The following is a 21,750-nucleotide window of genomic DNA, read 5'->3' as shown; positions in this document are numbered from 1 at the left end:
AGTAAGGACAATCGCTGAAACTCAGGATTTGTCGGACGCGTATTCGTAGTTGTAATAGCCGTAGCCGCCGTTGCCGTAGTAACTGGCGGCGCGCTTCTCGACGCCGTTGAACACCGCGCCTTTCAACTCGATGCCGTTCTGCGCGAAACGGCGAATGGTCAACTCGATCTCTTTGGCCGGGTTCACGCCGAAGCGCGTGACAATCAGGCTGATCCCCGCTTCACGGCCGACAATGGCCGCGTCGGTGACTGCGAGCAGCGGTGGCGTATCGATGATCACCACGTCATACATCTCGCTGAGTTGCGCCAGCAGGTCGCGGAAGTTGGCGTGCATCAACAACTCGGAAGGATTCGGCGGCACTTGCCCACGGCTGATGAAGTGCAGGTTTTCGACTTCGACCTGGTTCAGCGCCTGCTCGATGGTGCAGCGCTTGACCAGCAAATCGGACAATCCGTTGGTGATCGGCGTATTGAGCGTTTTATGCAGATGACCTTTGCGCATGTCGGCATCGATCAGCACCACGCGCTGACCGCTTTGCGCCATCACCGCTGCCAGGTTCGAAGACACGAAGGTTTTGCCGACCTGCGGACTTGGGCCGGAAATCATGATGCGGTTGTTGGTCGAATCCAGCCCGGCGAAATGCAGGCAGGTGCGCAGACTGCGGATCGACTCGATCGACAGATCGGTCGGATTACGCTCGGCCAGCAGATACGCCGGCGCCTGCGTAGCGTCTTTGCCACGGACCTTTTTCACGTCCTGTTCCTGCTGCAGCGCGCTGTAGGGAATCGAGGCGTACACCGGCAGCCCGAGTTTCTCGATGGCTTCCGGCCCCTCCAGTCCGCGACTCAGGGATTTGCGCACCAGCACCACGGCCACGCCGACGAAACCGCCGAGGAAGGTGGCGATCAGTACGATCAGCGGTTTGCGCGGTTTGACCGGGCTGGTCAGGTCGACATCCGCAGTATCAATCAGCCGCACGTTGCCCACCGCACCGGCTCGGACGATGTCCAGTTCCTGGGATTTGTTCAGCAGTTGCGTGTAGATCTGCGACGCCACTTCCACATCGCGGGTCAGGTTCAGCAGTTCCTGCTGAGTGGCCGGCAGGTCGCCGACTTTGCTTTCCAGCGACTTCTGCTGCTGGGTCAATTCACCGATCTGCGTGAGCAACGCGCGATAGGCCGGATGCTGTTTGGTGAACTTGCGATCGAGTTCGGCCTGCTGCATTTTCAGTTCGGAAATGCGTGTATCCAGGCTGACTGCCTGACCCAGCACCGACTGGGTTTCGAGGGAAATATTCACCGTTTTGCCACGGGTCTGATACGCATTGAGCGCATCGCTGGCCTTGGCCAGATCGCGCTTGACCTGCGGTAGCTGGCTTTGCAGGAAGGCCAGACTTTGCGCTGCTTCAGCGGATGTGCGTTGCACGTTTTGCTGCACGTACAACGAGGCGATCTTGTTGAGGATCTTCACGGCCTCGGCGGCGTCGCTGCTGGCCAGCGCGAGGCGAATGATCCCCGACTCTTTGCCTTGCTCGGAAATATCCAGCGCGTCCTGATAGGCCTGCACGGTAACGATGCGCGGGTTGCGCACCACTTCGAAACGCGTGCCGGGATTCGCTTGTAGATTGGCGATCAAGCCTTCTACGCCGTCCTGCGCAAAAGCAGTTCCGGCAGCGCCCTCGGCCAGCAGATTGTCGTTGTCATCAAACAGCTGAAAGTGATTTTGCTCGCCAGCGACCAGCGTGAGCTTCTTGCCCAACAGTTCTTTCGGCAGATTCAGCCGCGCGATGTCCAGGCGCTCGCCGCCCCAGGCGTAGCTGTTCATGCCAAAACGCGGCGGTGCCACGCTGTTCTCGCCAGTGCCGCGATAGCGCCGCGCGAGAAACCCGCCGACGACCGGGAAAGTATTCGGTGTGACGTCGATATCCAGGCGCAGATCGTCGACAGTTTTACCGATCACGGCGCGGGACTTGATGATGCCGATCTCGGTCACCGACGGCGATTGGCCGCCGAGCATGCTGTTGAGGTCGGAGAAACCGAGCATGTCGTTCTTTTTCGGCTCGACCTGCACCAGCGCGTTCGCCAGATACACCGGCGTCGACAACACCGCATAGGCCACACCGGTCATCATGAATGCACCGGTGCACGCGGCGATCAGCCATTTCTGATCGATCAGGCTGCCAAAGATGCCCATTAGATCGATATTGTCTGGTTCGCTGTCGCGGGTGGCGACTACTGACGGTAACTGCATAAGTCTGTTCTTACCATTGACTGTTCTGAAGAATATTGATCAGTGCCCGAGGCGCTGCGCCCATGCGCCAACAGCATCTTCAATCAATGCATGGGCATGAATAAAAGCCGCGTTGCCTTGACGATACGGATCCTGAATTTCTCGCTCGCTCTGCCACTTGCCGAGAAGAAAGACTTTGCCCCTGGCGTGAGCGGCAATCTTCAGTACTTGGTTTACATGCTGTTTTTCCATCACCAGAATCAGGTCTGATTCATTGACGATGTCCGAGGTAAGTTGCCGCGCGATAAAGCCTTCGGCACTACACCCGCGCTCTTCCAGCACCTGCCGCGCCGTAGCCTCCATCGATTCGCCGGCCCGCGCGGCAAGGCCCGCGGAGGCCACGCTGATGGTCGAAGTGGCCAGCGCGTTACGCAGCAACAACTCTGCTGTCGGACTTCGGCAAATATTGCCCACGCAGACGACAAGGATCTTTTTGAACAAGGTTTACTTTCCCGTATGATGTCAATCGGCCAACATGTCGCGTGGATTTGAATTAATCCACGACAACTTCCTGCATTCGGAAATAGATTCGCCTTGTTATTGCCAGTGTATTAAGTACCACGCCTCTAAAAGTCACCCAACCGGAATTAACGGACTAAAAATAACTGTGATTTTCGCGCGAGTGTTTTCTGACAAAAAATAACATTCGTGCACTTCCCGCTCTCGTTACTATCCAAGTCCGGGAAAGTGGCGAACTTTTGATCTGTATCATTCTCAGCGGGGAGCGACATGAAAATTGCACATTGCAAACAGCTCGGCGTCGCGGCGCTGTTGATGTCGGGTGCAAGTGGACAGGTGCTGGCTGCTGATCTGTTCCCGACACTGCCCGACGACAAGACCATCGGCATTCAGGTCAAGATCCAGAGCTTCTCCCCGGCGGATGCCGAGCACATCAAAGCGGAAGGCTTGGGTTTCGTACGTTTTGGCGTGTGGACCAACAGTCTGGGCGCGGCGGCTTATCAGAAACAGGTCAGCGACGCCTTCGCCACGGCCAAAGCCGCCGGCCTGCCAGTATTGCTGACGGTGCGCTCGACCAAGGCGCTCCCGACGGGGAACAACGGTGAACTGGCGACAGCCGGTGCAGACTTCGCCAAATCGGTGATGGAACTGGAACAGGCTTATCGCACCCAGTTGGTGGCGATCGAAATATGGAACGAGCCGGATCTGGGAAAGTACTGGCCGACCGGTAATTTTGACACGACGTTCGTGCCGTTCATGAGTGCGGTGTGCAAGTCGTTGCAGGCGCAACCGCAAGCAACGCCGCTGGTGGGCTTCGGTTTCGCCCGGGCGCCGACCGCAGGCTCGGCATCGACCGTGGCACTCAGCCGAATCGTCCGCGAGTACCCCAAGTGCCTCAGCGCGATTTCCTATCACCCGTATGGCATGTCGGGCGCGCAGATCAGTAGCGCACAGGCGTTCATTCAGCAGAACTTCCATCTGCCGGGGGTCATCAGTGAATGGGGCGTGTCGGCACTCGCCTCGAACGGCGGGACTGCCGGGCAGGCCAGTAAAATCAGGACCTTCATCACCGATGTAAAAAAACTCGGGATTCCGCTGACCTCGATCTACGAATGGAAGAACACTGCGACCGGCGATAACGATCGCGAGAAGAACTTCGGCCTGTTGACCTCCGACGGCCAGTCAAAACCGGCAAAAATGGCGGTGAGGTCGCAACTCAACCCTTAGCCGGTTAACGGTCAGATGCTTTGAACCTGTAGTCTGATTTGGCATCGTATCTAGCGATACCGCGCCCGCCTTTCAAACAGCCGTCTTCAGGTTGTTGCCACCGGGGCGACCGATCCACGTACATGCCCTTGAGTGGCCGTCAGCGCTCGGGTAATGTCACCAGACCCATAGGATAGAGCACGCTCATGACTTCCAAGCTGGAACAACTCAAACAATTCACCACCGTGGTTGCCGACACCGGCGACTTCGAAGCGATCGCCCGAGTCAAACCGGTCGACGCAACTACCAACCCTTCCCTGCTGCTCAAAGCTGCGGCCATTCCGGCCTACGCCGAGCTGCTGAACGCTTGCGTTGCTGACTGCAAGGGCGACGTTGGCCTGGCCAGCGACCGCTTTGGCGTCGCGGTCGGTCAGGAAATTCTCAAAGTGATTCCGGGCCGCATCTCCACTGAAGTGGATGCGCGCCTGTCCTTCGATAAAGACGCGGTGCTCAAGCGTGCGCACCGTCTGATCGAGCTGTACGACAAGGCTGGCATTGGCCGCGACCGCGTGCTGATCAAGATCGCCTCGAGCTGGGAAGGCATCCGCGCTGCCGAAGAGCTGGAGAAGGAAGGCATCCAGACCAACCTGACCCTGCTGTTCTCCTTCGCTCAGGCCGCTGCCTGTGCCGACGCGGGTGTGTTCCTGATTTCGCCGTTCGTGGGCCGCATCTACGACTGGTACAAGAAAGCCAACGGCAACGACTACACCGGCGCCGATGATCCGGGCGTGCAGTCGGTCACGCGCATCTACAACTACTACAAGGCCAATGACTACAAAACCGTGGTCATGGGTGCGAGCTTCCGTAACCTCAATCAGATCGAGCAACTGGCCGGTTGCGATCGCCTGACCATCAGCCCGGATCTGATCGATAAACTGGCTGCCGACACTGGCAAACTGGAGCGCAAACTGGCACCGGGTCACGCCGGTGAAGCGCGTCTGAGCCTCAACGAGGCGCAGTTCCGCTGGTTGTCCAACGAAGACGCGATGGCCACCGAGAAACTCGCCGAGGGCATTCGTCAGTTCGCCCGCGATCAGGAAAAACTCGAGGCATTGCTGCAAGCCAAGCTGTGATCTGAGTCGCTGAAATGCAAAAAGGGCGAACCCTCACAGGTTCGCCCTTTTTTGTATGTTGCGGCTTTGGTCAGTGCCTTTCGAGGGCATTCACCAGATCATGGAACGCTTCACGATTGGAATCATTGAGGCCCATGAGGATCTTGTGCGCTTCGAGCACCTTGATCCGCACCACTTCTTCCGACTGATCCTGATCCGGCAGGTCATCCAGGCATTCCGGGCATGGCACGGGATGATTGACGATGTTGAACACCTGCTCGAAACCCATCGATTGCAGCAGACGGGTGATGTCTTCGTGGGTGGTGACCACGGTCGGCAGCAATCCGACCTTCTGCCGGGACAGGATCGACAATTTGGCCAGCAGGCCAAGGGTCGTGCTGTCGATGCTGCGGGTTTCGGTCAAATCGATCACGATCGCGTTGAAATTCAGCGCGGTGAAGATTTTCTCAATAGTCGCATCCAACGCCGAACACAGGGTCAGGCGAACTTCACCGACGAACTTCAGGACGAAGGTGCCGTCCTGCTCGGCGAACTGGATTCTACCGGTACTCATTGAAGATTCCTGCTCAACACCAACAGGGCGATATCATCCGGCATCTCCCCTAGCGTGGCCAATCCAAAAACCTGCCGCAGACCATCCAGGCTGCCGCCCGCCAACTTCACCCTTTGCGGTAAAGCGGCTTCTTTCTCTTTGAGTGTGGGCTCTGGCAAAAGATCCAGAATGCCATCCGACATCAGCGTCAGGCTGAACGTCGGTGGCAGCTCGAGCACGTGGTCTTCGTAGGTGGCTTCATTGAAAAGCCCCACCGGCAGACCGCGCCCTTCGAGGTAGCGAACACTGTCAGGCGTGTACAACACAGGCAAAGGCAGATGACCACCAATGCTATAGGTCAACAAACCGGTCTCCTCGTCGATGACTCCACCGACCATTGTGACGTGTTTGCCCAGCTTACAACTGATCAGGCCCCGGTTGATATGACCGAGCACTTCCGAAGGCTTGAATTCCGGCAAGGTGCCGCTGCGCTTGGACTCGAACAGCAAGCGCGTGGTCATGAACTTCAGCAGCACCGTGACGAATGCCGAAGAGGCGCCATGGCCGGAGACATCCGCCAGGTAAAACGCCACCCGGCGCTCATCGACGCGGAAATAGTCGACAAAATCACCCGACAGATACAGCGACGGAATGATCTGATGCGCGAACTTGAACTCGTCGATGCTCCACGGACTTTCCGGCAGCATGTTCATCTGCACCTGGCGACCGGCATTCTGGTCTTCCTGGAGCAGATTAAGGCTGGCTTCAAGCTCGCGGTTGGCCTTTTCCAGCTTCTCGCGGTAGCGCTGGTTTTCCAGCAGCAGGCGCGCACGATCCAGGGCCCGGCGCACAGAGTGCTCGAGCACAGCCAGATCTTCGAGAGGCTTGATCAGGTAATCCGCCGCGCCGAGGCGCAGGGCCTCGACCGCGTCGTTCATCACGCCGGCACCCGAGACCACGATCACCGGCGTCTGTGGTGAGCGCTCGGTGACCTGACGAATAAGCTCGAGACCGCCCATCTGCGGCATGCGCAGATCGCAGATGACCAAGTCGGGCGTGTCTTGCTCGAATACCTGAAGACCTTGCTGGCCGTTGCTGGCCTGCAGGACGCTGAAACCACTGTCTTCCAAATAGGCCGCGAGACTCGCGCGCACTACCTCGTCATCATCGATTATCAGCAGCGTGGCACTGGTTTTTGGCATGTGGGCAAACGGCGCCAGAATTAGGTTGGCGTAGCAGGCGGGGCAAGGCCCGGCGCAGACTACTGGATTCGCTTTCTAGCCTCCCTGCTGCACCGCTTTCGAGCACTGGCCCGGTACGCGGTTGCACCAGAGGTGCCCTTCTAAGGCGCAGACGGTACTCCCATCCTTCGAGCGTTTCAAGCATGCGCCGATGGTCGCCTGACGACTTTGTTTGTCAAAGCACCGGGAGTTATAAGAATGGCTTTGCAGGTAACCCGATGAAAGGTCGATCAGACAAAAAAAGGCGACCTCACGGTCGCCTTCTTTATGAGTCGGTCGAGATCAGAAATCGTCTTCGACCTGACCATCCTTGACCTTGAATTCGCGGTTCTGCAGATAAGCATTACGAATGAACGTGTACTTGTCGCCGCTGATCAGCTTCTCGCTCGAGAGCAGGCTGGCGCGGGTGTCGACGATGTTCAGGCCGAAGATCGAGTTGCGCACTGGCACGTCGTGGATGTAGCGGTACGGACCGGTGTAGCCATCGACGTACTTCGATGGCGCGTCACGCAGAGTGCTTGGGCCCATCAATGGCAGCATCACATACGGGCCACTGCCGACGCCCCAGTAACCGAGGGTCTGACCGAAATCTTCGTCGCTGCGCTGCAAGCCCATCTTGGTGCCGACATCGAAGAAACCGAGCAGCCCGAAGGTGGTATTGAAGATCAGACGTGCAGTATCGGTACCGGCAGCCGCAGGCTTGGCCTGCAGGATGTTGTTCGCCAGGTTGGTGACGTCACCGACGTTGCGGAACATGTTGTGGATGCCATCTTCGACGAATTGCGGCGTTACAAATTCGTATCCCTGCGCCAGAGGCTTCAGCGCATAGGTGTCAACGAAGTCGTTGAACTGGAAGATCGGACGGTTAACGCTTTCCCAAGGGTCTTCTTCCGTGGCGGCCTGAGCGGCGAACGGAACCAGCATCACGCCGGCATATATACATAGCTGAGCGAGAGGGTTGCTCAAGCGCATAGAAAAACTCCTTGGATTTGTACTGGCGCTGGCCCCGGGGCCACGGCGGTAAGGCCGCTAGTATAAGACGGAAACACGATTTTAGGCAGTTCCTGAATGAAGCTCCCTGTCAGGGTTTTCCTACGCTTGCATTCATACGCCTGTCATCCAACTGTCACCGCCGTCGCCTAACCTATTGTTTATTTCAGGGACGTCTCCATGCCACACGCCGAAGCATTGCCTGTTGTTGCGCCAAGTCTGACTGCCGTGTTGTTCGGACTCAGCGGCTGCCTGGTGGACTTCGGTGCGCGCGCGCGCCTTAACGCGAACTTTACGACTGAACACGCAGATGCGACTCCGGGAGCGTTCGACAGCCTGCGCAGTTTGCAGCGTCAGCAAATCCCCTGCGCCTGGCTCGATGAGCTGCCCCCTGCCCTCGCCCAGCCCCTGTCAGCCGCGCTGCCCGAGTGGATCAAATCATCGCAACATCCGGCAACACTCAATCCATGGCCCGCACCTAACGCCTGCTGGCAGGCGCTGATGGCTTTGGGCGTCGGACAGCTTGACGGCTGCGTGCTGGTCAGCGGCGAACCGCGTCTACTGCAATCAGGATTGAATGCCGGTTTGTGGACGATCGGCCTGGCCTCTTGCGGTTCGCTGTGCGGCCTGGCGCCGAGCGAATGGCAAGCCCTGAGCCAAAAGGATCGCGAACATTTGCGCGGCAAAGCGACCATGCAACTGTTCAACCTCGGCGTGCATTCGGTGATCGATCATCTGGGCGAACTCGATACCTGTCTGGCCGACATCAGCCTGCGCCGCTTCAAAGGCGAAAAGCCCTGACCGGGATCATGCAGTTTGCGCGAGAGTGGATTAGTCTTAGGGAGAGCCATAGACCTTTGGCGCACGGCTGCGGTCTATGCCTGTGCCTATCGATAAAAGGAAAACACGATGCCCGCTCAAGAACTGCAGAAACAGCTCGATACCCTGCGCGAGCAACTGGAGCAGAATCCGCCGCTGACTGAAGCCGAACGGGACGATCTGCATGCGTTGATGGCGCAGATCGAGCTGGAACTGGATCTCGAAACCAAAACCAAGGATTCCAGTATTGCCGATGGCGTAAACCTCGCCGTCGAGCGTTTTGAAGTTGAACACCCGGCCATTGCCGGCACGCTGCGCAACATCATCAATACCCTGGGCAGCATGGGTATCTGAGCTGCGAATGCAAAAAAGCCCTGCCAGTGATGGCAGGGCTTTTTCATGTGTGGCGATCTTTTGATCCTACTGGCGGACCAACCGATGATTCGGCAACTGCACGCTCTCAGTGCTGCGGTACGGATTGATATCCAGCCCGCCACGCCGTACATAGCGCGCAAACACGGTCAATTTTTCCGGTTTCAACAAGCGTTGCAGGTCGAGGAAAATCCGCTCCACGCACTGCTCATGGAAATCCGAGTGCTGGCGGAAGCTGACGATGTATTCCAGCAGGCTCGCGTGATCCAGCGCCGCGCCACGGTATTGCACCACCACGCTGCCCCAGTCCGGCTGACTGGTGACCGGGCAGTTGGATTTGAGCAAGTGCGTATGCACGCTCTCCTCCACGATCCGCGAATCATCGCAACGCAGCAGCTCAGGACGCGGATGCTCATAGTTGCTGACGCTGATGTCCAGATCATCGATGCACACGCCCGGCAACGCCACGACGCCCTCGGCTTCGACATCTTTCAGGCTGCGAACCCGTACGCCCACCGGTTTGCCGGCAGCGGCGGACAAGTCCTTGACCAGCGTCGCTTCGAGACTCGCCACATCAGCGAACGGCGTCTGATTCAGCGAGTTCAGGTACAACTTGAACGACTTGGATTCGATGATGTTCGGCGAATCCGCCGGAATGCTGAATTCACCGATCGCCACCACCGGTTTGCCGGATGGCAGCAGCCATGACAGCTCGAAGCAGTTCCAGAAATCCACGCCTTTGTACGGCAGGGTTTCGGCGGTCAGGCCCAGCTCGGCCCATTTCGCGGTGCGCGGAATCGGGAACAGCAAGGACGGCGTGTACGTGGCGATGTATTCGCTGGATTTGCCCAGCGGCGAGTGTTCGGCTGCGGGATGCATGGCGGAAACCTGACTGAATAATCAGCGGATTCTATCAGCCTTTGCCCGCTCCTTTGAGTGCTTACTGACTGACAGTCAATTTGCCGACCATCCCTGCCTGATAATGACCGGGAATATTGCAGGCAAACTCCAGGCTCGTGGCTTTGCCGAAAGTCCAGGTGAGTTCTGCGGTCTTGCCCGGCTCGACCAGCACGCTATTCGGGTCGTCATGCTTCATTGCATGCCCCATCGCGCCATGATCCATACCGGCCATATCGTGGGACATTTCCTTGATGCCGGTAGGCGTAAGCATGCCGCTTTGCTGCATCTGCAACATTTCCTGCTGGTGCCTGGCATGCATCGCCGCGTCGCCAAGGTTGAATTCGTGCAGCAGCTGTCCCTTGTTCACCAACACAAAGCGAACGGTCTCACCGGCCTTGATCTGAATCACCTGAGGATCGAAGCTCATGTCGCCCATCACCACTTCGATGCTGCGAGTAGCCTTGGCGGCAGGCGCCGGTTGCCCGAACGCGTAGGTGTGCGCCGGTGCTGCCCAGAGCGGCGCGCTCAGCGCCAGCAAACACGTTGCAACAATCAGACGGTTACGCAAAAACATAGTCGTACTCCAACAAATCAAGGATCAGCTTGTGGGAAACTCTAGCCCGTGTGCGCTGCCATCAACCTGACAGGCAGATTACAACTTTGTCAGCTTGGGCTGTAGCGCCGGCGCAAACGGTATAAAAGCCACTGTTCCTTTCACCCGAGCCATTGCATGAAACTGCTGATCGTCGAAGACCAAGCGAAAACCGGGCAGTACCTGTGTCAGGGCCTGACCGAGGCCGGCTACAACAGCGAATGGGTGGCCGATGGCAACACCGGTCAACAACGCGCATTGAGCGGCGAATACGCATTGTTGATCCTTGACGTGATGTTGCCCGGCCGCGATGGCTGGCAGATCCTGCAAGCGGTGCGCAGCGCTGGTCTCGACACACCGGTACTGTTTCTGACAGCCAAAGACGCGGTGGAGGACAGGGTTCACGGCCTCGAACTCGGTGCCGACGATTATCTGGTCAAACCGTTCGCCTTCTCCGAACTGCTGGCGCGAGTGCGCAGCCTGTTACGCCGTGGCAGCAGTACGACCCAGGAAACCAGCCTGCAACTGGCGGACTTGCGCCTGGACCTGATCCGCCGCCGGGTCGAACGCAGCGGTCAACGCATCGATCTGACCGCCAAGGAATTCGCCCTGCTGGAGATGCTCCTGCGCCGTCAGGGTGAAGTGCTGCCTAAATCGCTGATCGCCTCGCAGGTGTGGGACATGAATTTCGATAGCGACACCAACGTCATCGAAGTCGCGATCCGCCGCCTGCGCCTGAAGATCGACGACGACTTCCCGAACAAACTGATCCACACCGTGCGCGGCATGGGTTATGTGCTCGAAGAGCGTGCCGAGTGATGCGCCGCCTCTCGCTGAGTGGGCGTCTCGCGCTGCTGTTTGCCGCGTGTACGGCCGTGGTGTCGCTGGCCGCCGGGATTTTATTCAACCGGGCCAGTGAGGCGCATTTCGTCGAACTCGACCAGCAATTGCTCGACAGCAGGTTGGTCGGTTTGCGCCGCGCGCTGCAGGATGTGCAACCCGGCGAGAGTGAAGCGCGCCTAGCGGATGAACTGAGCCGACAGGCCGACCTGTCGCTGCGGATCACCGGGAGTGACGGTCAGCGCTGGTATGACAGCTCGATCCACGTGCCCAAAGACTTGCCGCAAAACAATGGGCTGGCGACCGTCAGCGACAACGGCACCGACTACCGCGTGCTGAACGCCCCGCTCTATCCGCAGAAAACCGACTCGCCGCAACTGACCTTGCTGCTCGACATCACCCATCACCAACACTTCCTGCAACGCATGCAGCACCTGATCTGGCTGACCGTCGGCCTGTCGGCGCTGGCCACCGCAGTGCTCGGCGCATGGGCGGCGCGCAGCGGCTTACGACCATTGCGCCAGATGAGCGCGGTGGCGCGTGGGATTTCCGCGCAATCGCTAAATGCCCGACTGCCAGAAGCGCAGATGCCACCAGAGCTTGAGGAATTGGCCCACAGCTTCAACGCCATGCTCGGACGTCTGGATGATTCCTTTCAGCGGCTCTCGGCGTTCTCGGCCGACATCGCCCATGAGCTGCGCACTCCCCTGTCGAACCTGCTGACCCAGACTCAGGTCACGCTGACCCGCGAGCGCCCCATCGAGGACTACCGCGAGGCGCTGCACAGCAACCTCGAAGAACTGCAATGGATGGCGCAACTGGTCAACGACATGTTGTATCTGGCCAAGGCTGATCACGGGCTGTTGATGCCCAAACGTGAAGCGCTGGAACTGGCGGATGAAGCGGATGCGCTGCTGGAGTTTTTTGCGCCGCTGGCGGAGGACGCGCGGGTCAGGCTGATTCGCGAGGGCCACGCGCGCATTGACGGCGACCGCTCGATGTTGCGCCGGGCGCTGTCGAATCTGCTGGATAACGCATTGCGCTTCACGCCGGTCGACGGTGAAGTGCGTTTGCAGATTGCCGAACAGGCGAGGACTTTGCGGGTGATCGTCGAGAACAGTGGCGAGGGGATTTCTGCGCAGAGGCTGCCGAAGTTGTTCGACCGGTTTTATCGGGCTGATCCGGCGCGGCAGGAAGGGAGTCATGAGCATGCGGGGTTGGGACTGGCGATCACTCAATCAATCGTGCGGGCGCATGGCGGGCAGATTCATTGCGAATCGGCTGAGGGTTGGACGCGGTTTGTGATTGAGTTGCCCAAGGGAGATTGAGGCCAGATGTACCGACCCCATCGCGGGCAAGCCCGCTCCCACAGGTTTCGAGTCGTTTCAAATATATGTGTACGACTCAAAACCCTGTGGGAGCGGGCTTGCCCGCGATAGCAATTTCAAAGCTTACGAATATCTCAGGGCGTGCGCCGGCTCGATCTTGGCCGCGCGCCATGCCGGATACAACGTCGCCAGGAAGCTCAGTACAAAGCCTGCCGAGCAGATCAGGAGCACGTCCCCGCCCTGCAATTCGGACGGCAGATTGCTGACGAAATACACATCGGAACTGAAGATGTGCTGCCCGGAAACCCGTTCGACCCAGCCCACAAGCTCGCTGACATTCAGTGCCGCGATCACGCCCAGCACGCCACCAATCAGCGTGCCGACAATCCCGATCACCGTACCCTGCACCATGAAGATCGCCATGATCTGCCGTGGCGTGGCGCCAATGGTGCGCAGGATCGCGATGTCCGCACCCTTGTCGTTCACCACCATGATCAGGGTCGCGATGATGTTGAACGCCGCCACCGCGACGATCATCAGCAACAGCAGGCCGATCATGGTTTTTTCCATTTTCATCGCGCTGAACAGACTGCCCTGGGTGTGGGTCCAGTCGTCAGCCTTGAACTCCGCCCCCAAGCCTGCGGCGATATCGGAGGAGACTTTCGGCGCGGCGTACAGGTCTTTCACCGCCAGACGCACGCTCTGCACCTGATTCGGTTCCCAGTGCTGCATGGTCGCGGCATCGGCCACATGGATCAGGCCCATGGAGCCGTCCAGCTCGGCGCCGACCTTGAACACGCCAACCACGTTCAGACGCTGCATGCGCGGGGTAATGCCGCCTGGTGCAGTGCTGACTTCCGGCACGATCAGGGTGATCTTGTCGCCGACGTTCAGGCGGAAACGGCGTGCGGTGATTTCACCCAGCACCACGCCGAATTCACCTGGCTTGAGCGCATCGAGACGCCCCTGCACGATGTGCTGGGCGACAATCGACACCTTGCCTTCCTGAGCCGGATCGACGCCGCTGATCTGGATCGGCTGCATCAGACCCTTATAGGAAAGCATGCCTTCCATTTCGGTGAACGGCACCGCGGCGGTGACTTCGGGGTTTTTCATCGCGGCGGCGGCGACTGGCTGCCAGTCGTTGATCGGCTTGACGCCGACGATGGTCGCGTGGGGCACCATGCCGAGAATGCGCGAGCTCATTTCGCGCTGGAAGCCGTTCATGACCGACAACACCACGATCATCGCCAACACGCCGAGGGCGAGGCCGATCATCGAGGTCATCGAAATGAACGATACAAAGCGATTGCGACGCTTGGCGCGGGTATAGCGCGCGCCGATGAAGATCGATAACGGTCTGAACATTCGCTGGGGCACCGTATAAAAACAAAAAGACCCGGCGTCTTTTCAGACGTCGGGTTTCGGCCGGTCAGATGGCAGTCAAGCGACCTTCCTGCAGATGCAGGACGCGATCCATCTGGCGAGCCAGGTTCATGTCGTGAGTCACCACCAGAAACGCTGTGCGCATCGAGGTGCTGAGTTCGAGCATCAAGTCCTGAATGCCTTGGGCAGTGTGAGAGTCGAGGTTGCCGGTCGGCTCGTCGAGCATCACCAGTCCCGGCTTGTTCACCAGAGCGCGGGCGATCGCCACACGTTGGCGTTCGCCACCGGACAGTTCGGACGGTTTGTGCTCAAGGCGATGGCCCAGCCCTACCCGCTCCAGCAACGCCGTGGCGCGCTGACGTGCTTCCGGGATCGGTGTCTTGCCGATCAGCAGCGGCATGCAGACGTTTTCCAGCGCGGTGAATTCCGGCAGCAAGTGGTGGAACTGGTAGACGAAGCCCAGCGAACGATTACGCAGCAGACCGCGCTTCTTCTCGCTCAGGGCTGAAAGCTCTTCGCCATCTAGCCAGACACTGCCCTTGGTCGGCGTGTCGAGGCCACCCAGCAGGTTGAGCAAAGTACTTTTGCCCGAACCCGAGGTGCCGACAATCGCCACACGCTCGCCCGGGTGCAACTCCAGTTGCAGACCGGCCAACACTTCTACCGATTCCGGGCCTTCCTCGTAGGATTTGCCCAGGTTGCGGCAGCTCAAGATTGCTTGTTCACTCATGCCCGACTCACTCATAACGTAGCGCCTCCGCCGGCTGGGTGCGCGCGGCACGCCAGGCGGGATACAGGGTGGCGAGGAAACTCAGGACCAACGCGGCGGAGCAGACCATGACCACGTCCTGGCTCTGCACCTGCGACGGCAGGTAATCGATGAAGTACACGTCGGCGTTCAGGAACTTGTGGCCGATCAAGCCTTCAAGGGCCGAGATCGCGGCGCTGACGTTGAGCGCGGCGAAGATCCCGACCACGGCGCCGATGGCCGTACCGACCACACCAATGACGGTGCCCTGAACCATGAACGTGCGCATGATCGTGCCCGGCGTGGCGCCGAGGGTGCGCAGGATCGCGATGTCACCCTTCTTGTCATTGACCACCATCACCAGCGTGGAAATGATGTTGAACGCAGCGACTGCGACGATCAGCAACAACAGCAGGCCGATCATGGCTTTTTCCATACGGATCGCCTGATACAGATTGCCGTGGGTACGAGTCCAGTCGCGGGCGTAGTAACGGTCTTCGCCGAGCTGCTGGGCGATATTCCACGCAACGCGCGGAGCCTCGAACAGATCGTCGAACTTCAGGCGCAGGCCCTGCACCTGATCAGGTTTCCAGCGGCGCATCTTCGCCAGATCCTGCAGGTTGGTCACGCCCAGATAACCGTCGAGCTCGCCGGCGCCGACATGGAAAATGCCGACTACGGTGAAGCGCTTCATGCGGGGGAACATCCCGGCCGGGGTCACGCTGACTTCCGGTGCGACGAAAGTAACCTTGTCGCCGATGCCGACGCCAAGCTTGGTCGCGGCCTTGTCACCGATGACGATGCCGAAGCTGCCCGGTGTCAGGTCGTCGAGTTTGCCCTGCTGCATGAAGTTGTCGATGATCGAAACCTTGCGCTCGAGCGCCGGATCGATGGCATTGAGCAACACCTTGGACACCTGACCGTTGTTGGTCAGCAGGCCCTGCATCTGGATAAACGGCGCAACCGCCGTCACCTGCGGGTTCTGTTTGACCTTGTCGGCCAGGCTTTGCCAGTCGTTGATGGCTTCGCCGGTTTCGAGGGTCGCGTGGGGCACCATGCCCAGCACGCGGGTGCGCATCTCATGATCGAAGCCATTCATCACCGATAACACCACGATCATCACGACCACGCCAAGGGCGAGCCCGATCATCGAAGTCAGGGAAATGAATGACACAAAATGATTGCGACGCTTTGCACGGGTATAACGCGTGCCGATAAATACGAAGAGAGGTCTGAACATGTCGGGGCTTGTTCGGAGGGAAAAGGAACGTCCTTGTGGCGGGGGTCGGTAACCAGCTTTACACTCAGACCACCGCCGCTACCATGGGTTCGCCATGTCGACATTAGATGAAGAAGATCGCCGCGAATACTACCGTATCGAGGACACGATCGCACTGGAAATTCGGCCCCTGTCCGCTCCCGAAGCCGCAGGCGAGGAAGTGTTGCAGGATGCTTCTCCCCTTTTCAATCTGCTCAGCGAACTGCACCTGAGCGAATTCGAGTCGCAGCACCTGTTGCGCCAGATCAGTGAGCGCGACCGGGCGATTGCTGCGTTCCTGAAATCCCAGAACAAGCGTATCGACTTGCTCAGCCAGGTGGTTGCGCTGACCGTGCTCGGCCAGATCGGCGAGCCGCAACCGGTGATCATTTCCGAGGGTGGCATCGACTTTCAGTATCCGACACCCATCGCTGCCGGCGCGCACCTGTCGGTCAAACTGGTATTGATGCCGCAGGCCCTCGGCCTGTTGTTGCGCGCGCGTGTCACGCATTGCGACCGCAAAGGTGAAGGCTATGACGTCGGCACCGAGTTCGAACACTTGACCGATGCCCAGCGCCAGTTGCTCGCCCGCTATATCTTGCAGAAGCAGGCTCAGGAACGACGTCTGGCCCGCGAACAGAACGAATCAGGCATTTAAATTAAGGAAGAATCGTGACCCTTATCTACGGCCACCGCGGCGCCAAGGGCGAAGCACCGGAAAACACCCTGACCAGTTTTCAGGAATGTCTCAAACACGGCGTGCGCCGCTGCGAACTGGACTTGCATCTGTCCAAGGACGGCGAGTTGATGGTCATCCACGACCCGACGCTCAAGCGCACCACCGAGCGTCGCGGCAAAGTCGTCGAGCACATGGCTGCCGATCTGGTGACCTACGACGCACGCAAGGGTGGGCCGGGCTGGATCAAACCGTGCCCGATTCCGACACTGGAAGAACTGTTCGAGAAATGTGCTTTCGAGCATTGGCAGCTCGAAGTCAAAAGCGCTTCACGCACGCGCGCCGCGACCACGGTGCTGGCGATCCGCGAAATGGCAGTCAGACACGGCCTGCTCGACAAGGTGACGATCACCTCGAGCTCACGCGAAGTATTGAAGGCTGCGCTGGATCTGGTGCCGGACGTATCGCGCGGGCTGGTGGCCGAGTACGCCTGGCTCGACCCGTTGAAGGTCGCACAAAGCTACGGCTGCGAGATGCTCGCGTTGAACTGGACACTGTGTACGCCCGAGCGTCTGCAAAAAGCCCAGCGTCAGGGTTTGCATGTGTCGGTGTGGACAGTCAACGAGCCTGCGCTGATGCGCAGACTCGCCGACTTCGGCGTTGACAGCCTGATTACAGACTTTCCCGGTTTGGCCACTGCCACGCTCGAGAATTGCTGAAATCGGTCTCCCCGGCCGGCTCAGGCCACCGGCCGGAGCCCGTCAAAAAAGCCGGTTGAGGCCGTCGTACGCCGCTACCCGATAGGCTTCGGCCATGGTCGGGTAGTTGAACGTCGTGTTGACGAAGTACTTCAGGGTATTCAGTTCGCCCGGCTGACTCATGATCGCCTGACCGATGTGCACGATCTCCGACGCCTGATAACCGAAGCAGTGAACGCCCAGCACTTCCAGGGTTTCACGGTGGAACAGGATCTTCAGCATGCCTTGCGGCTCGCCGGCAATCTGCGCGCGCGCCATGCTCTTGAAGAACGCCTTGCCGACTTCGTACGGCACTTTGGCCTGAGTCAGCTCTTGCTCGTTCTTGCCGATCGAGCTGATCTCCGGAATCGTGTAGATGCCGGTCGGAACGTCATTCACAAAGCGCCAGCTACCGTTATCGACGATGCTGCCGGCAGCCGAACGACCCTGGTCGTGGGCGGCACTGGCCAGGCTCGGCCAGCCGATCACGTCGCCTGCGCCGTAGATGTTCGGTACGCAGGTGCGGTAGTTCTCATCGACTTCGATCTGGCCACGACTGTTGACCTTGACGCCAATGTTTTCCAGGCCCAACTGGTCGGTGTTGCCGGTACGACCGTTGCACCAGAGCAAGGCGTCGGCCTTGATCTTCTTGCCCGACTTCAAGTGCAGGATCACGCCGTTGTCGACGCCTTCGACACGGTCGTAGTCTTCGTTGTGGCGCACGGTGATGTTGTTGTTGCTGAAGTGGTAGCTCAACGCCTGGGAGATTTCCGAGTCGAGGAAGCTCAGCAACTGGCCACGGTTATCCACCAGTTCAACCAATACACCCAGACCGCTGAAGATCGAGGCGTATTCGCAACCGATCACGCCGGCGCCGTAAACGATCAGTTTGCGCGGGGTGTGGCCGAGGCTGAGGATGGTGTCGCTATCGTAGATACGCGGGTGGTGAAAATCGATGTCCGCCGGGCGATAAGGACGCGAGCCGGTGGCGATGATGATGTGTTTGGCCACCAGTTTTTCGACCACGCCATTGGCGCAGACCACTTCGATGGTTTGCTCGTCGGCGAAGCTGCCGGTGCCGAAGAACACGTCGACGCGGTTACGCGCGTAGTAGCCGGTGCGCGAAGCGACTTGCTTGGAGATGACTTTCTCGGCGCTTTTCAACACGTCCGGAAAAGAGAACCAGCGTGGCTCGCCAATCGCCCGGAACATCGGGTTGGTGTTGAACTGCATGATCTGCCGCACCGAGTGACGCAGGGCCTTGGACGGGATGGTGCCCAGGTGGGTGCAGTTACCGCCGACCTGGCGACGGCTGTCGACCATCGCCACCTTGCGCCCCGCTTTGGCGGCGTTCATTGCCGCGCCTTCTCCCGCCGGGCCGGAACCCAATACCACCACGTCGTAGTTGTAGACAGCCATGCGTACTCCTCAGAACAGGCCGCGATGCCAGCAGCACCGGCGGCTAAATCACGCCGAACGACGGCGTGAAGGAACAATTGGGGGTCAGTGCAGAACCCGGACACAGTCTATAGAAGCGTCAACGCCGCGCACATTAACCCTTGGTCGCGTCGTAGGCTACTTTTGCCTGCGCTACAACGCCAGTTTTCGTGAGCATTCATTCGGTTTTCGCGCCACTGAGGCGCTCGAAAGCCGGCGTTGTGCGGGTGACGAAACCTGTATCGGCACGAATGACAAAGAATGCACCAATCTGATGTTTTTCGGCATAGTCCCAAGCCCTTTCAGGCCCGAGAATCAGCAACAGCGTCGATAGTCCATCGGCCATCAGCGCTGAAGGATGAATCACCGTGACTGACGCCAGGTTGTGTAGGACAGGTGCACCGCTGCGCGCATCGAAGGTGTGGGAATAGCGCTGGCCTCTCTGCTGAAAATAGTTGCGATAGTCGCCGGAAGTCGACACGCCGTAGCCATCGATATTAATGATGCGCTCGGCGACTTGCTGATCGTCGCGCGGTTCTTCCAGTGCAATGCGCCACGCTGAGCCGTCGGGTTTTCTGCCGGAGGCCTTGAGTTCGCCGGTGACCTCGGCGAGGTAATCATGGATGCCCAGCGCTTCCAGCCGCGCCGCAATCGCGTCCACCGCGTAACCGGCGGCGACACTGTTGAAGTCGACCTCGACCGCTGCGTCTTTGCACAACTGATCGCCATCAATATGCAGATGCTGGTAACCGACCCGCTGCCGCACCCCGGCAAGCGCCGCAGGGCTCGGGACTTTTTCCTCGCGACCTTGTGGGCCAAAGCCCCAGAGATTCATCAGCGGTTCTACCGTCAGGTCGTAGGAGCCTTGGCTTTGTTGCGATAACTGCTCGCCTACGCGGACCAATTCGAGAACCGGCGCGGGCATGCTCTGACAGCGATCTGACGGTAAGGCGTTGAAGCGCGAGATATCCGAATCGGCGCGGTAGGTGGACATCTGCTGATCGACCTCAGCGAGGATCTTCTCCACCTCGCTGCGCACCTGTGCAGGCGCGGGCAGATCGGCATGGCGCACGTATTGGATCGAATAAGTGCTGCCCATGGTCGGCCCGCCGAAGCTCTCCATGGTCTCGCCATTGCCGCAGCCAGCCAAAAACGCCCCAAGCATCACGACTGCGCCAAACCGTCCAATGAACAAATCTTCATCTCCCCGCAAAAGCCCGCCAGCCATTATGGGCCACGCGTGAAACGCTTTCTTACAAGATTTAAAAGTGAGTAACCAGACATGTCCTCCACGACCGGCAAAGGCAAGGCGATCTTTCGTGTTGTCAGCGGCAACTTTCTCGAAATGTTCGACTTCATGGTCTACGGCTTCTACGCCACGGCCATCGCCAAAACCTTCTTCCCCACCGACAGCGCCTTCGCCTCGCTGATGCTGTCCCTCGCCACGTTCGGCGCGGGGTTTCTGATGCGTCCGCTGGGCGCGATTTTCCTCGGTGCGTACATCGACCGCCATGGTCGGCGTAAAGGCCTGATCATCACCCTCGCGATGATGGCTGCCGGTACGGTGCTGATTGCCTGTGTGCCGGGTTACGCCACGTTGGGCGTGGCCGCGCCGCTGATCGTACTGCTCGGTCGATTGCTGCAAGGCTTCTCGGCCGGCGTGGAACTGGGCGGTGTCTCGGTGTATCTGGCCGAGATTGCCACTCCGGGCCGCAAGGGTTTCTTTGTCAGTTGGCAGTCTGCCAGCCAACAAGCAGCGGTGGTTTTCGCCGGTTTGCTGGGCGTTGGCCTCAATCACTGGCTGAGTCCGGAACAAATGGGTGACTGGGGCTGGCGTGTGCCGTTCCTTATTGGCTGCATGATCGTGCCAGTGATTTTCTTTATTCGTCGCTCGCTGGAGGAAACGCCTGAGTTCGAGGCCAGAAAGCATCGCCCTACTCTGCGCGAAATCGTCCGTTCGATCGCTCAGAACTTTGGCATTGTCCTCGCCGGCATGGCGCTGGTGGTGATGACCACGGTTTCGTTCTACCTGATCACCGCCTACACGCCGACCTTCGGTAAAGCCGAGCTGCACCTGTCGGATCTGGATGCATTGCTGGTGACGGTGTGCATCGGCCTGTCGAACTTCTTCTGGTTGCCGGTAATGGGCGCGCTGTCCGACAAGATCGGCCGCAAACCCCTACTGCTGGCGGCGACGATTCTGGCGATTCTCACGGCTTACCCGGCGCTGTCGTGGCTGGTGGCGAATCCGAGTTTCAGCCATCTGCTGATCGTCGAGCTGTGGCTGTCGTTCCTGTACGGCTCGTACAACGGCGCTATGGTGGTGGCGCTGACCGAGATCATGCCGGTGGAAGTGCGTACAACCGGGTTCTCTCTGGCCTATAGCCTGGCGACGGCGACGTTTGGCGGCTTCACCCCGGCGGCGTGTACTTATCTGATTCATGTGCTGGATAACAAGGCTGCGCCGGGGATCTGGCTGAGTGGCGCGGCGGTGTTGGGGTTGATCGCGACACTGGTGCTGTTCCGGGGCAACAAGCACGAACTGCGAACCGCGCAAGCCGCTGTTGTCAGCGGCGCCTGACAGTACGCCATCGCTGGCAAGCCAGCTCCCACAGGGAATTTGTGAACGACGCAGATCCAATGTGGGAGATTCTATGGTTGAGGGGAAGCCCTCAACCGACTTTCGGCTGGTATTCGTCCTCCCCCTTCAGCAGTGCAAATACCACTCGGGCAAGCTTGCGGGCCAGGATCACCAGGGCCTGTGTCGTACTGAGCCCGCGACCTCTTTGCTTTTCATAAAATCCTTT

At 59.2% G+C, this 21,750-nt stretch carries 21 protein-coding genes and 1 pseudogene; 9 read left to right on the top strand and 13 right to left on the bottom strand.

Features of this window, described 5'->3' with window-relative positions; translation table 11 throughout:
- Positions 1–21: 21 nt before the first annotated feature.
- Together ACP7EE_RS18905 and ACP7EE_RS18900 are read right to left on the bottom strand one after the other, a co-directional pair.
- A complete protein-coding gene (locus ACP7EE_RS18905; RefSeq protein WP_426204067.1) occupies positions 22–2,250 on the bottom strand; it encodes a polysaccharide biosynthesis tyrosine autokinase in 2,229 nt (742 codons plus the stop codon).
- Positions 2,251–2,289: 39 nt separating this feature from the next.
- Positions 2,290–2,730, bottom strand: coding sequence for a low molecular weight protein-tyrosine-phosphatase (locus ACP7EE_RS18900; RefSeq protein ID WP_426235833.1), 441 nt, complete (start codon positions 2,728–2,730; stop codon positions 2,290–2,292).
- A gap of 288 nt (positions 2,731–3,018) precedes the next feature.
- Between ACP7EE_RS18900 and ACP7EE_RS18895 the strand changes: the two genes are divergently transcribed.
- Together ACP7EE_RS18895 and tal are read left to right on the top strand one after the other, a co-directional pair.
- Entirely contained in the window at positions 3,019–3,975 is a 957-nt protein-coding gene (locus ACP7EE_RS18895) for a glycosyl hydrolase family 5 (RefSeq protein ID WP_420650670.1), read from the top strand.
- Between the two features lie 185 nt (positions 3,976–4,160).
- The gene (tal, locus tag ACP7EE_RS18890; RefSeq protein ID WP_420650669.1) at positions 4,161–5,087 is read left to right on the top strand and encodes a transaldolase; all 927 of its coding nucleotides are present in this window, start codon (positions 4,161–4,163) and stop codon (positions 5,085–5,087) included.
- A 70-nt stretch (positions 5,088–5,157) separates the two neighbouring features.
- On the opposite strand, the gene rssC is transcribed toward tal, so the two are convergent.
- The 3 genes from rssC to ACP7EE_RS18875 all read right to left on the bottom strand — a co-directional run bounded on the left by rssC (position 5,158) and on the right by ACP7EE_RS18875 (position 7,784).
- Positions 5,158–5,640: an anti-sigma factor antagonist RssC gene (gene rssC / locus ACP7EE_RS18885; protein ID WP_003226553.1), complete on the bottom strand. Its 483-nt coding sequence runs from the start codon at positions 5,638–5,640 to the stop codon at positions 5,158–5,160.
- A complete protein-coding gene (gene rssB, locus ACP7EE_RS18880; RefSeq protein ID WP_420650668.1) occupies positions 5,637–6,821 on the bottom strand; it encodes a two-component system response regulator RssB in 1,185 nt (394 codons plus the stop codon). The genes rssC and rssB overlap by 4 nt, the downstream gene beginning before the upstream one ends.
- Positions 6,822–7,142: 321 nt before the next feature.
- A complete protein-coding gene (locus ACP7EE_RS18875; RefSeq protein ID WP_420650695.1) occupies positions 7,143–7,784 on the bottom strand; it encodes a VacJ family lipoprotein in 642 nt (213 codons plus the stop codon).
- A gap of 246 nt (positions 7,785–8,030) precedes the next feature.
- On the opposite strand from ACP7EE_RS18875, the gene ACP7EE_RS18870 reads away from it, so the two are divergent.
- A complete protein-coding gene (locus ACP7EE_RS18870; RefSeq protein WP_426235830.1) occupies positions 8,031–8,651 on the top strand; it encodes an HAD family phosphatase in 621 nt (206 codons plus the stop codon).
- A 108-nt stretch (positions 8,652–8,759) separates the two neighbouring features.
- Positions 8,760–9,023 carry a DUF4404 family protein gene (locus tag ACP7EE_RS18865; protein ID WP_426235828.1) on the top strand — a complete coding sequence of 88 codons (264 nt, stop codon included), beginning with the start codon at positions 8,760–8,762 and terminating at the stop codon, positions 9,021–9,023.
- 66 nt (positions 9,024–9,089) lie between these two features.
- Here the strand turns inward: ACP7EE_RS18865 and queF are convergent, their stop codons facing one another.
- Positions 9,090–9,920: an NADPH-dependent 7-cyano-7-deazaguanine reductase QueF gene (gene queF / locus ACP7EE_RS18860; RefSeq protein WP_426204078.1), complete on the bottom strand. Its 831-nt coding sequence runs from the start codon at positions 9,918–9,920 to the stop codon at positions 9,090–9,092.
- A 61-nt stretch (positions 9,921–9,981) separates the two neighbouring features.
- Positions 9,982–10,515 (bottom strand): cupredoxin domain-containing protein, encoded by a 534-nt coding sequence (locus ACP7EE_RS18855; RefSeq protein WP_426235826.1) that lies wholly within the window; start codon positions 10,513–10,515, stop codon positions 9,982–9,984.
- Positions 10,516–10,671: 156 nt separating this feature from the next.
- Here ACP7EE_RS18855 and ACP7EE_RS18850 point away from each other — a divergent pair, with 156 nt between their 5' ends.
- On the top strand, positions 10,672–11,352 hold the full coding sequence (locus ACP7EE_RS18850; RefSeq protein ID WP_420650663.1) for a heavy metal response regulator transcription factor: 681 nt from the start codon (positions 10,672–10,674) through the stop codon (positions 11,350–11,352).
- A complete protein-coding gene (locus ACP7EE_RS18845; RefSeq protein WP_426235824.1) occupies positions 11,352–12,701 on the top strand; it encodes a heavy metal sensor histidine kinase in 1,350 nt (449 codons plus the stop codon). The genes ACP7EE_RS18850 and ACP7EE_RS18845 overlap by 1 nt, the downstream gene beginning before the upstream one ends.
- A gap of 123 nt (positions 12,702–12,824) precedes the next feature.
- Here the strand turns inward: ACP7EE_RS18845 and ACP7EE_RS18840 are convergent, their stop codons facing one another.
- The 3 genes from ACP7EE_RS18840 to ACP7EE_RS18830 all read right to left on the bottom strand — a co-directional run bounded on the left by ACP7EE_RS18840 (position 12,825) and on the right by ACP7EE_RS18830 (position 16,075).
- Positions 12,825–14,069, bottom strand: coding sequence for a lipoprotein-releasing ABC transporter permease subunit (locus ACP7EE_RS18840; protein ID WP_426204086.1), 1,245 nt, complete (start codon positions 14,067–14,069; stop codon positions 12,825–12,827).
- A 64-nt stretch (positions 14,070–14,133) separates the two neighbouring features.
- Positions 14,134–14,832, bottom strand: coding sequence for a lipoprotein-releasing ABC transporter ATP-binding protein LolD (gene lolD, locus ACP7EE_RS18835; protein ID WP_420650660.1), 699 nt, complete (start codon positions 14,830–14,832; stop codon positions 14,134–14,136).
- The gene (locus tag ACP7EE_RS18830) at positions 14,825–16,075 is read right to left on the bottom strand and encodes a lipoprotein-releasing ABC transporter permease subunit (RefSeq protein WP_426204091.1); all 1,251 of its coding nucleotides are present in this window, start codon (positions 16,073–16,075) and stop codon (positions 14,825–14,827) included. The genes lolD and ACP7EE_RS18830 overlap by 8 nt, the downstream gene beginning before the upstream one ends.
- Before the next feature lie 94 nt (positions 16,076–16,169).
- On the opposite strand from ACP7EE_RS18830, the gene ACP7EE_RS18825 reads away from it, so the two are divergent.
- On the top strand, positions 16,170–16,751 hold the full coding sequence (locus ACP7EE_RS18825; protein WP_420650658.1) for a PilZ domain-containing protein: 582 nt from the start codon (positions 16,170–16,172) through the stop codon (positions 16,749–16,751).
- A gap of 14 nt (positions 16,752–16,765) precedes the next feature.
- On the top strand, positions 16,766–17,488 hold the full coding sequence (locus ACP7EE_RS18820; protein WP_426235820.1) for a glycerophosphodiester phosphodiesterase: 723 nt from the start codon (positions 16,766–16,768) through the stop codon (positions 17,486–17,488).
- Between the two features lie 42 nt (positions 17,489–17,530).
- Here the strand turns inward: ACP7EE_RS18820 and sthA are convergent, their stop codons facing one another.
- Positions 17,531–18,925: a Si-specific NAD(P)(+) transhydrogenase gene (sthA, locus tag ACP7EE_RS18815; protein WP_103305077.1), complete on the bottom strand. Its 1,395-nt coding sequence runs from the start codon at positions 18,923–18,925 to the stop codon at positions 17,531–17,533.
- 196 nt (positions 18,926–19,121) lie between these two features.
- Positions 19,122–20,171, bottom strand: a complete 1,050-nt coding sequence (locus ACP7EE_RS18810; RefSeq protein WP_426235818.1) for an FAD:protein FMN transferase — start codon at positions 20,169–20,171, stop codon at positions 19,122–19,124.
- 54 nt (positions 20,172–20,225) lie between these two features.
- On the opposite strand from ACP7EE_RS18810, the gene ACP7EE_RS18805 reads away from it, so the two are divergent.
- Positions 20,226–21,524 carry an MFS transporter gene (locus tag ACP7EE_RS18805; RefSeq protein WP_426235816.1) on the top strand — a complete coding sequence of 433 codons (1,299 nt, stop codon included), beginning with the start codon at positions 20,226–20,228 and terminating at the stop codon, positions 21,522–21,524.
- 91 nt (positions 21,525–21,615) lie between these two features.
- Here the strand turns inward: ACP7EE_RS18805 and ACP7EE_RS18800 are convergent.
- Positions 21,616–21,750 (bottom strand): annotated as a pseudogene (locus ACP7EE_RS18800) (IS110 family transposase); the annotation flags it as partial.

The sequence above is a fragment of the Pseudomonas sp. TWP3-2 genome (assembly GCF_049897765.1).
Lineage (GTDB): Bacteria > Pseudomonadota > Gammaproteobacteria > Pseudomonadales > Pseudomonadaceae > Aquipseudomonas.
Note: the sequence above shows the minus strand (reverse complement) of the source record. Positions and strands in the feature narration are given on the sequence as shown.

Excerpts from the sequence above, each read along its gene's own strand:
- queF (WP_426204078.1), bottom strand. The coding sequence starts at position 9,920 with ATGCATCCCGCAGCCGAACACTCGCCGCTGGGCAAATCCAGCGAATAC.
- ACP7EE_RS18875 (WP_420650695.1), bottom strand. The coding sequence starts at position 7,784 with ATGCTGGTTCCGTTCGCCGCTCAGGCCGCCACGGAAGAAGACCCTTGG.
- ACP7EE_RS18855 (WP_426235826.1), bottom strand. The coding sequence starts at position 10,515 with ATGTTTTTGCGTAACCGTCTGATTGTTGCAACGTGTTTGCTGGCGCTG.
- lolD (WP_420650660.1), bottom strand. The coding sequence starts at position 14,832 with ATGAGTGAGTCGGGCATGAGTGAACAAGCAATCTTGAGCTGCCGCAAC.
- rssC (WP_003226553.1), bottom strand. The coding sequence starts at position 5,640 with ATGAGTACCGGTAGAATCCAGTTCGCCGAGCAGGACGGCACCTTCGTC.
- ACP7EE_RS18840 (WP_426204086.1), bottom strand. The coding sequence starts at position 14,069 with ATGTTCAGACCGTTATCGATCTTCATCGGCGCGCGCTATACCCGCGCC.
- ACP7EE_RS18825 (WP_420650658.1), top strand. The coding sequence starts at position 16,170 with ATGTCGACATTAGATGAAGAAGATCGCCGCGAATACTACCGTATCGAG.
- ACP7EE_RS18805 (WP_426235816.1), top strand. The coding sequence starts at position 20,226 with ATGTCCTCCACGACCGGCAAAGGCAAGGCGATCTTTCGTGTTGTCAGC.
- sthA (WP_103305077.1), bottom strand. The coding sequence starts at position 18,925 with ATGGCTGTCTACAACTACGACGTGGTGGTATTGGGTTCCGGCCCGGCG.
- ACP7EE_RS18830 (WP_426204091.1), bottom strand. The coding sequence starts at position 16,075 with ATGTTCAGACCTCTCTTCGTATTTATCGGCACGCGTTATACCCGTGCA.
- ACP7EE_RS18810 (WP_426235818.1), bottom strand. The coding sequence starts at position 20,171 with ATGGCTGGCGGGCTTTTGCGGGGAGATGAAGATTTGTTCATTGGACGG.
- ACP7EE_RS18850 (WP_420650663.1), top strand. The coding sequence starts at position 10,672 with ATGAAACTGCTGATCGTCGAAGACCAAGCGAAAACCGGGCAGTACCTG.
- rssB (WP_420650668.1), bottom strand. The coding sequence starts at position 6,821 with ATGCCAAAAACCAGTGCCACGCTGCTGATAATCGATGATGACGAGGTA.
- ACP7EE_RS18865 (WP_426235828.1), top strand. The coding sequence starts at position 8,760 with ATGCCCGCTCAAGAACTGCAGAAACAGCTCGATACCCTGCGCGAGCAA.
- tal (WP_420650669.1), top strand. The coding sequence starts at position 4,161 with ATGACTTCCAAGCTGGAACAACTCAAACAATTCACCACCGTGGTTGCC.
- ACP7EE_RS18895 (WP_420650670.1), top strand. The coding sequence starts at position 3,019 with ATGAAAATTGCACATTGCAAACAGCTCGGCGTCGCGGCGCTGTTGATG.
- ACP7EE_RS18905 (WP_426204067.1), bottom strand. The coding sequence starts at position 2,250 with ATGCAGTTACCGTCAGTAGTCGCCACCCGCGACAGCGAACCAGACAAT.
- ACP7EE_RS18845 (WP_426235824.1), top strand. The coding sequence starts at position 11,352 with ATGCGCCGCCTCTCGCTGAGTGGGCGTCTCGCGCTGCTGTTTGCCGCG.
- ACP7EE_RS18870 (WP_426235830.1), top strand. The coding sequence starts at position 8,031 with ATGCCACACGCCGAAGCATTGCCTGTTGTTGCGCCAAGTCTGACTGCC.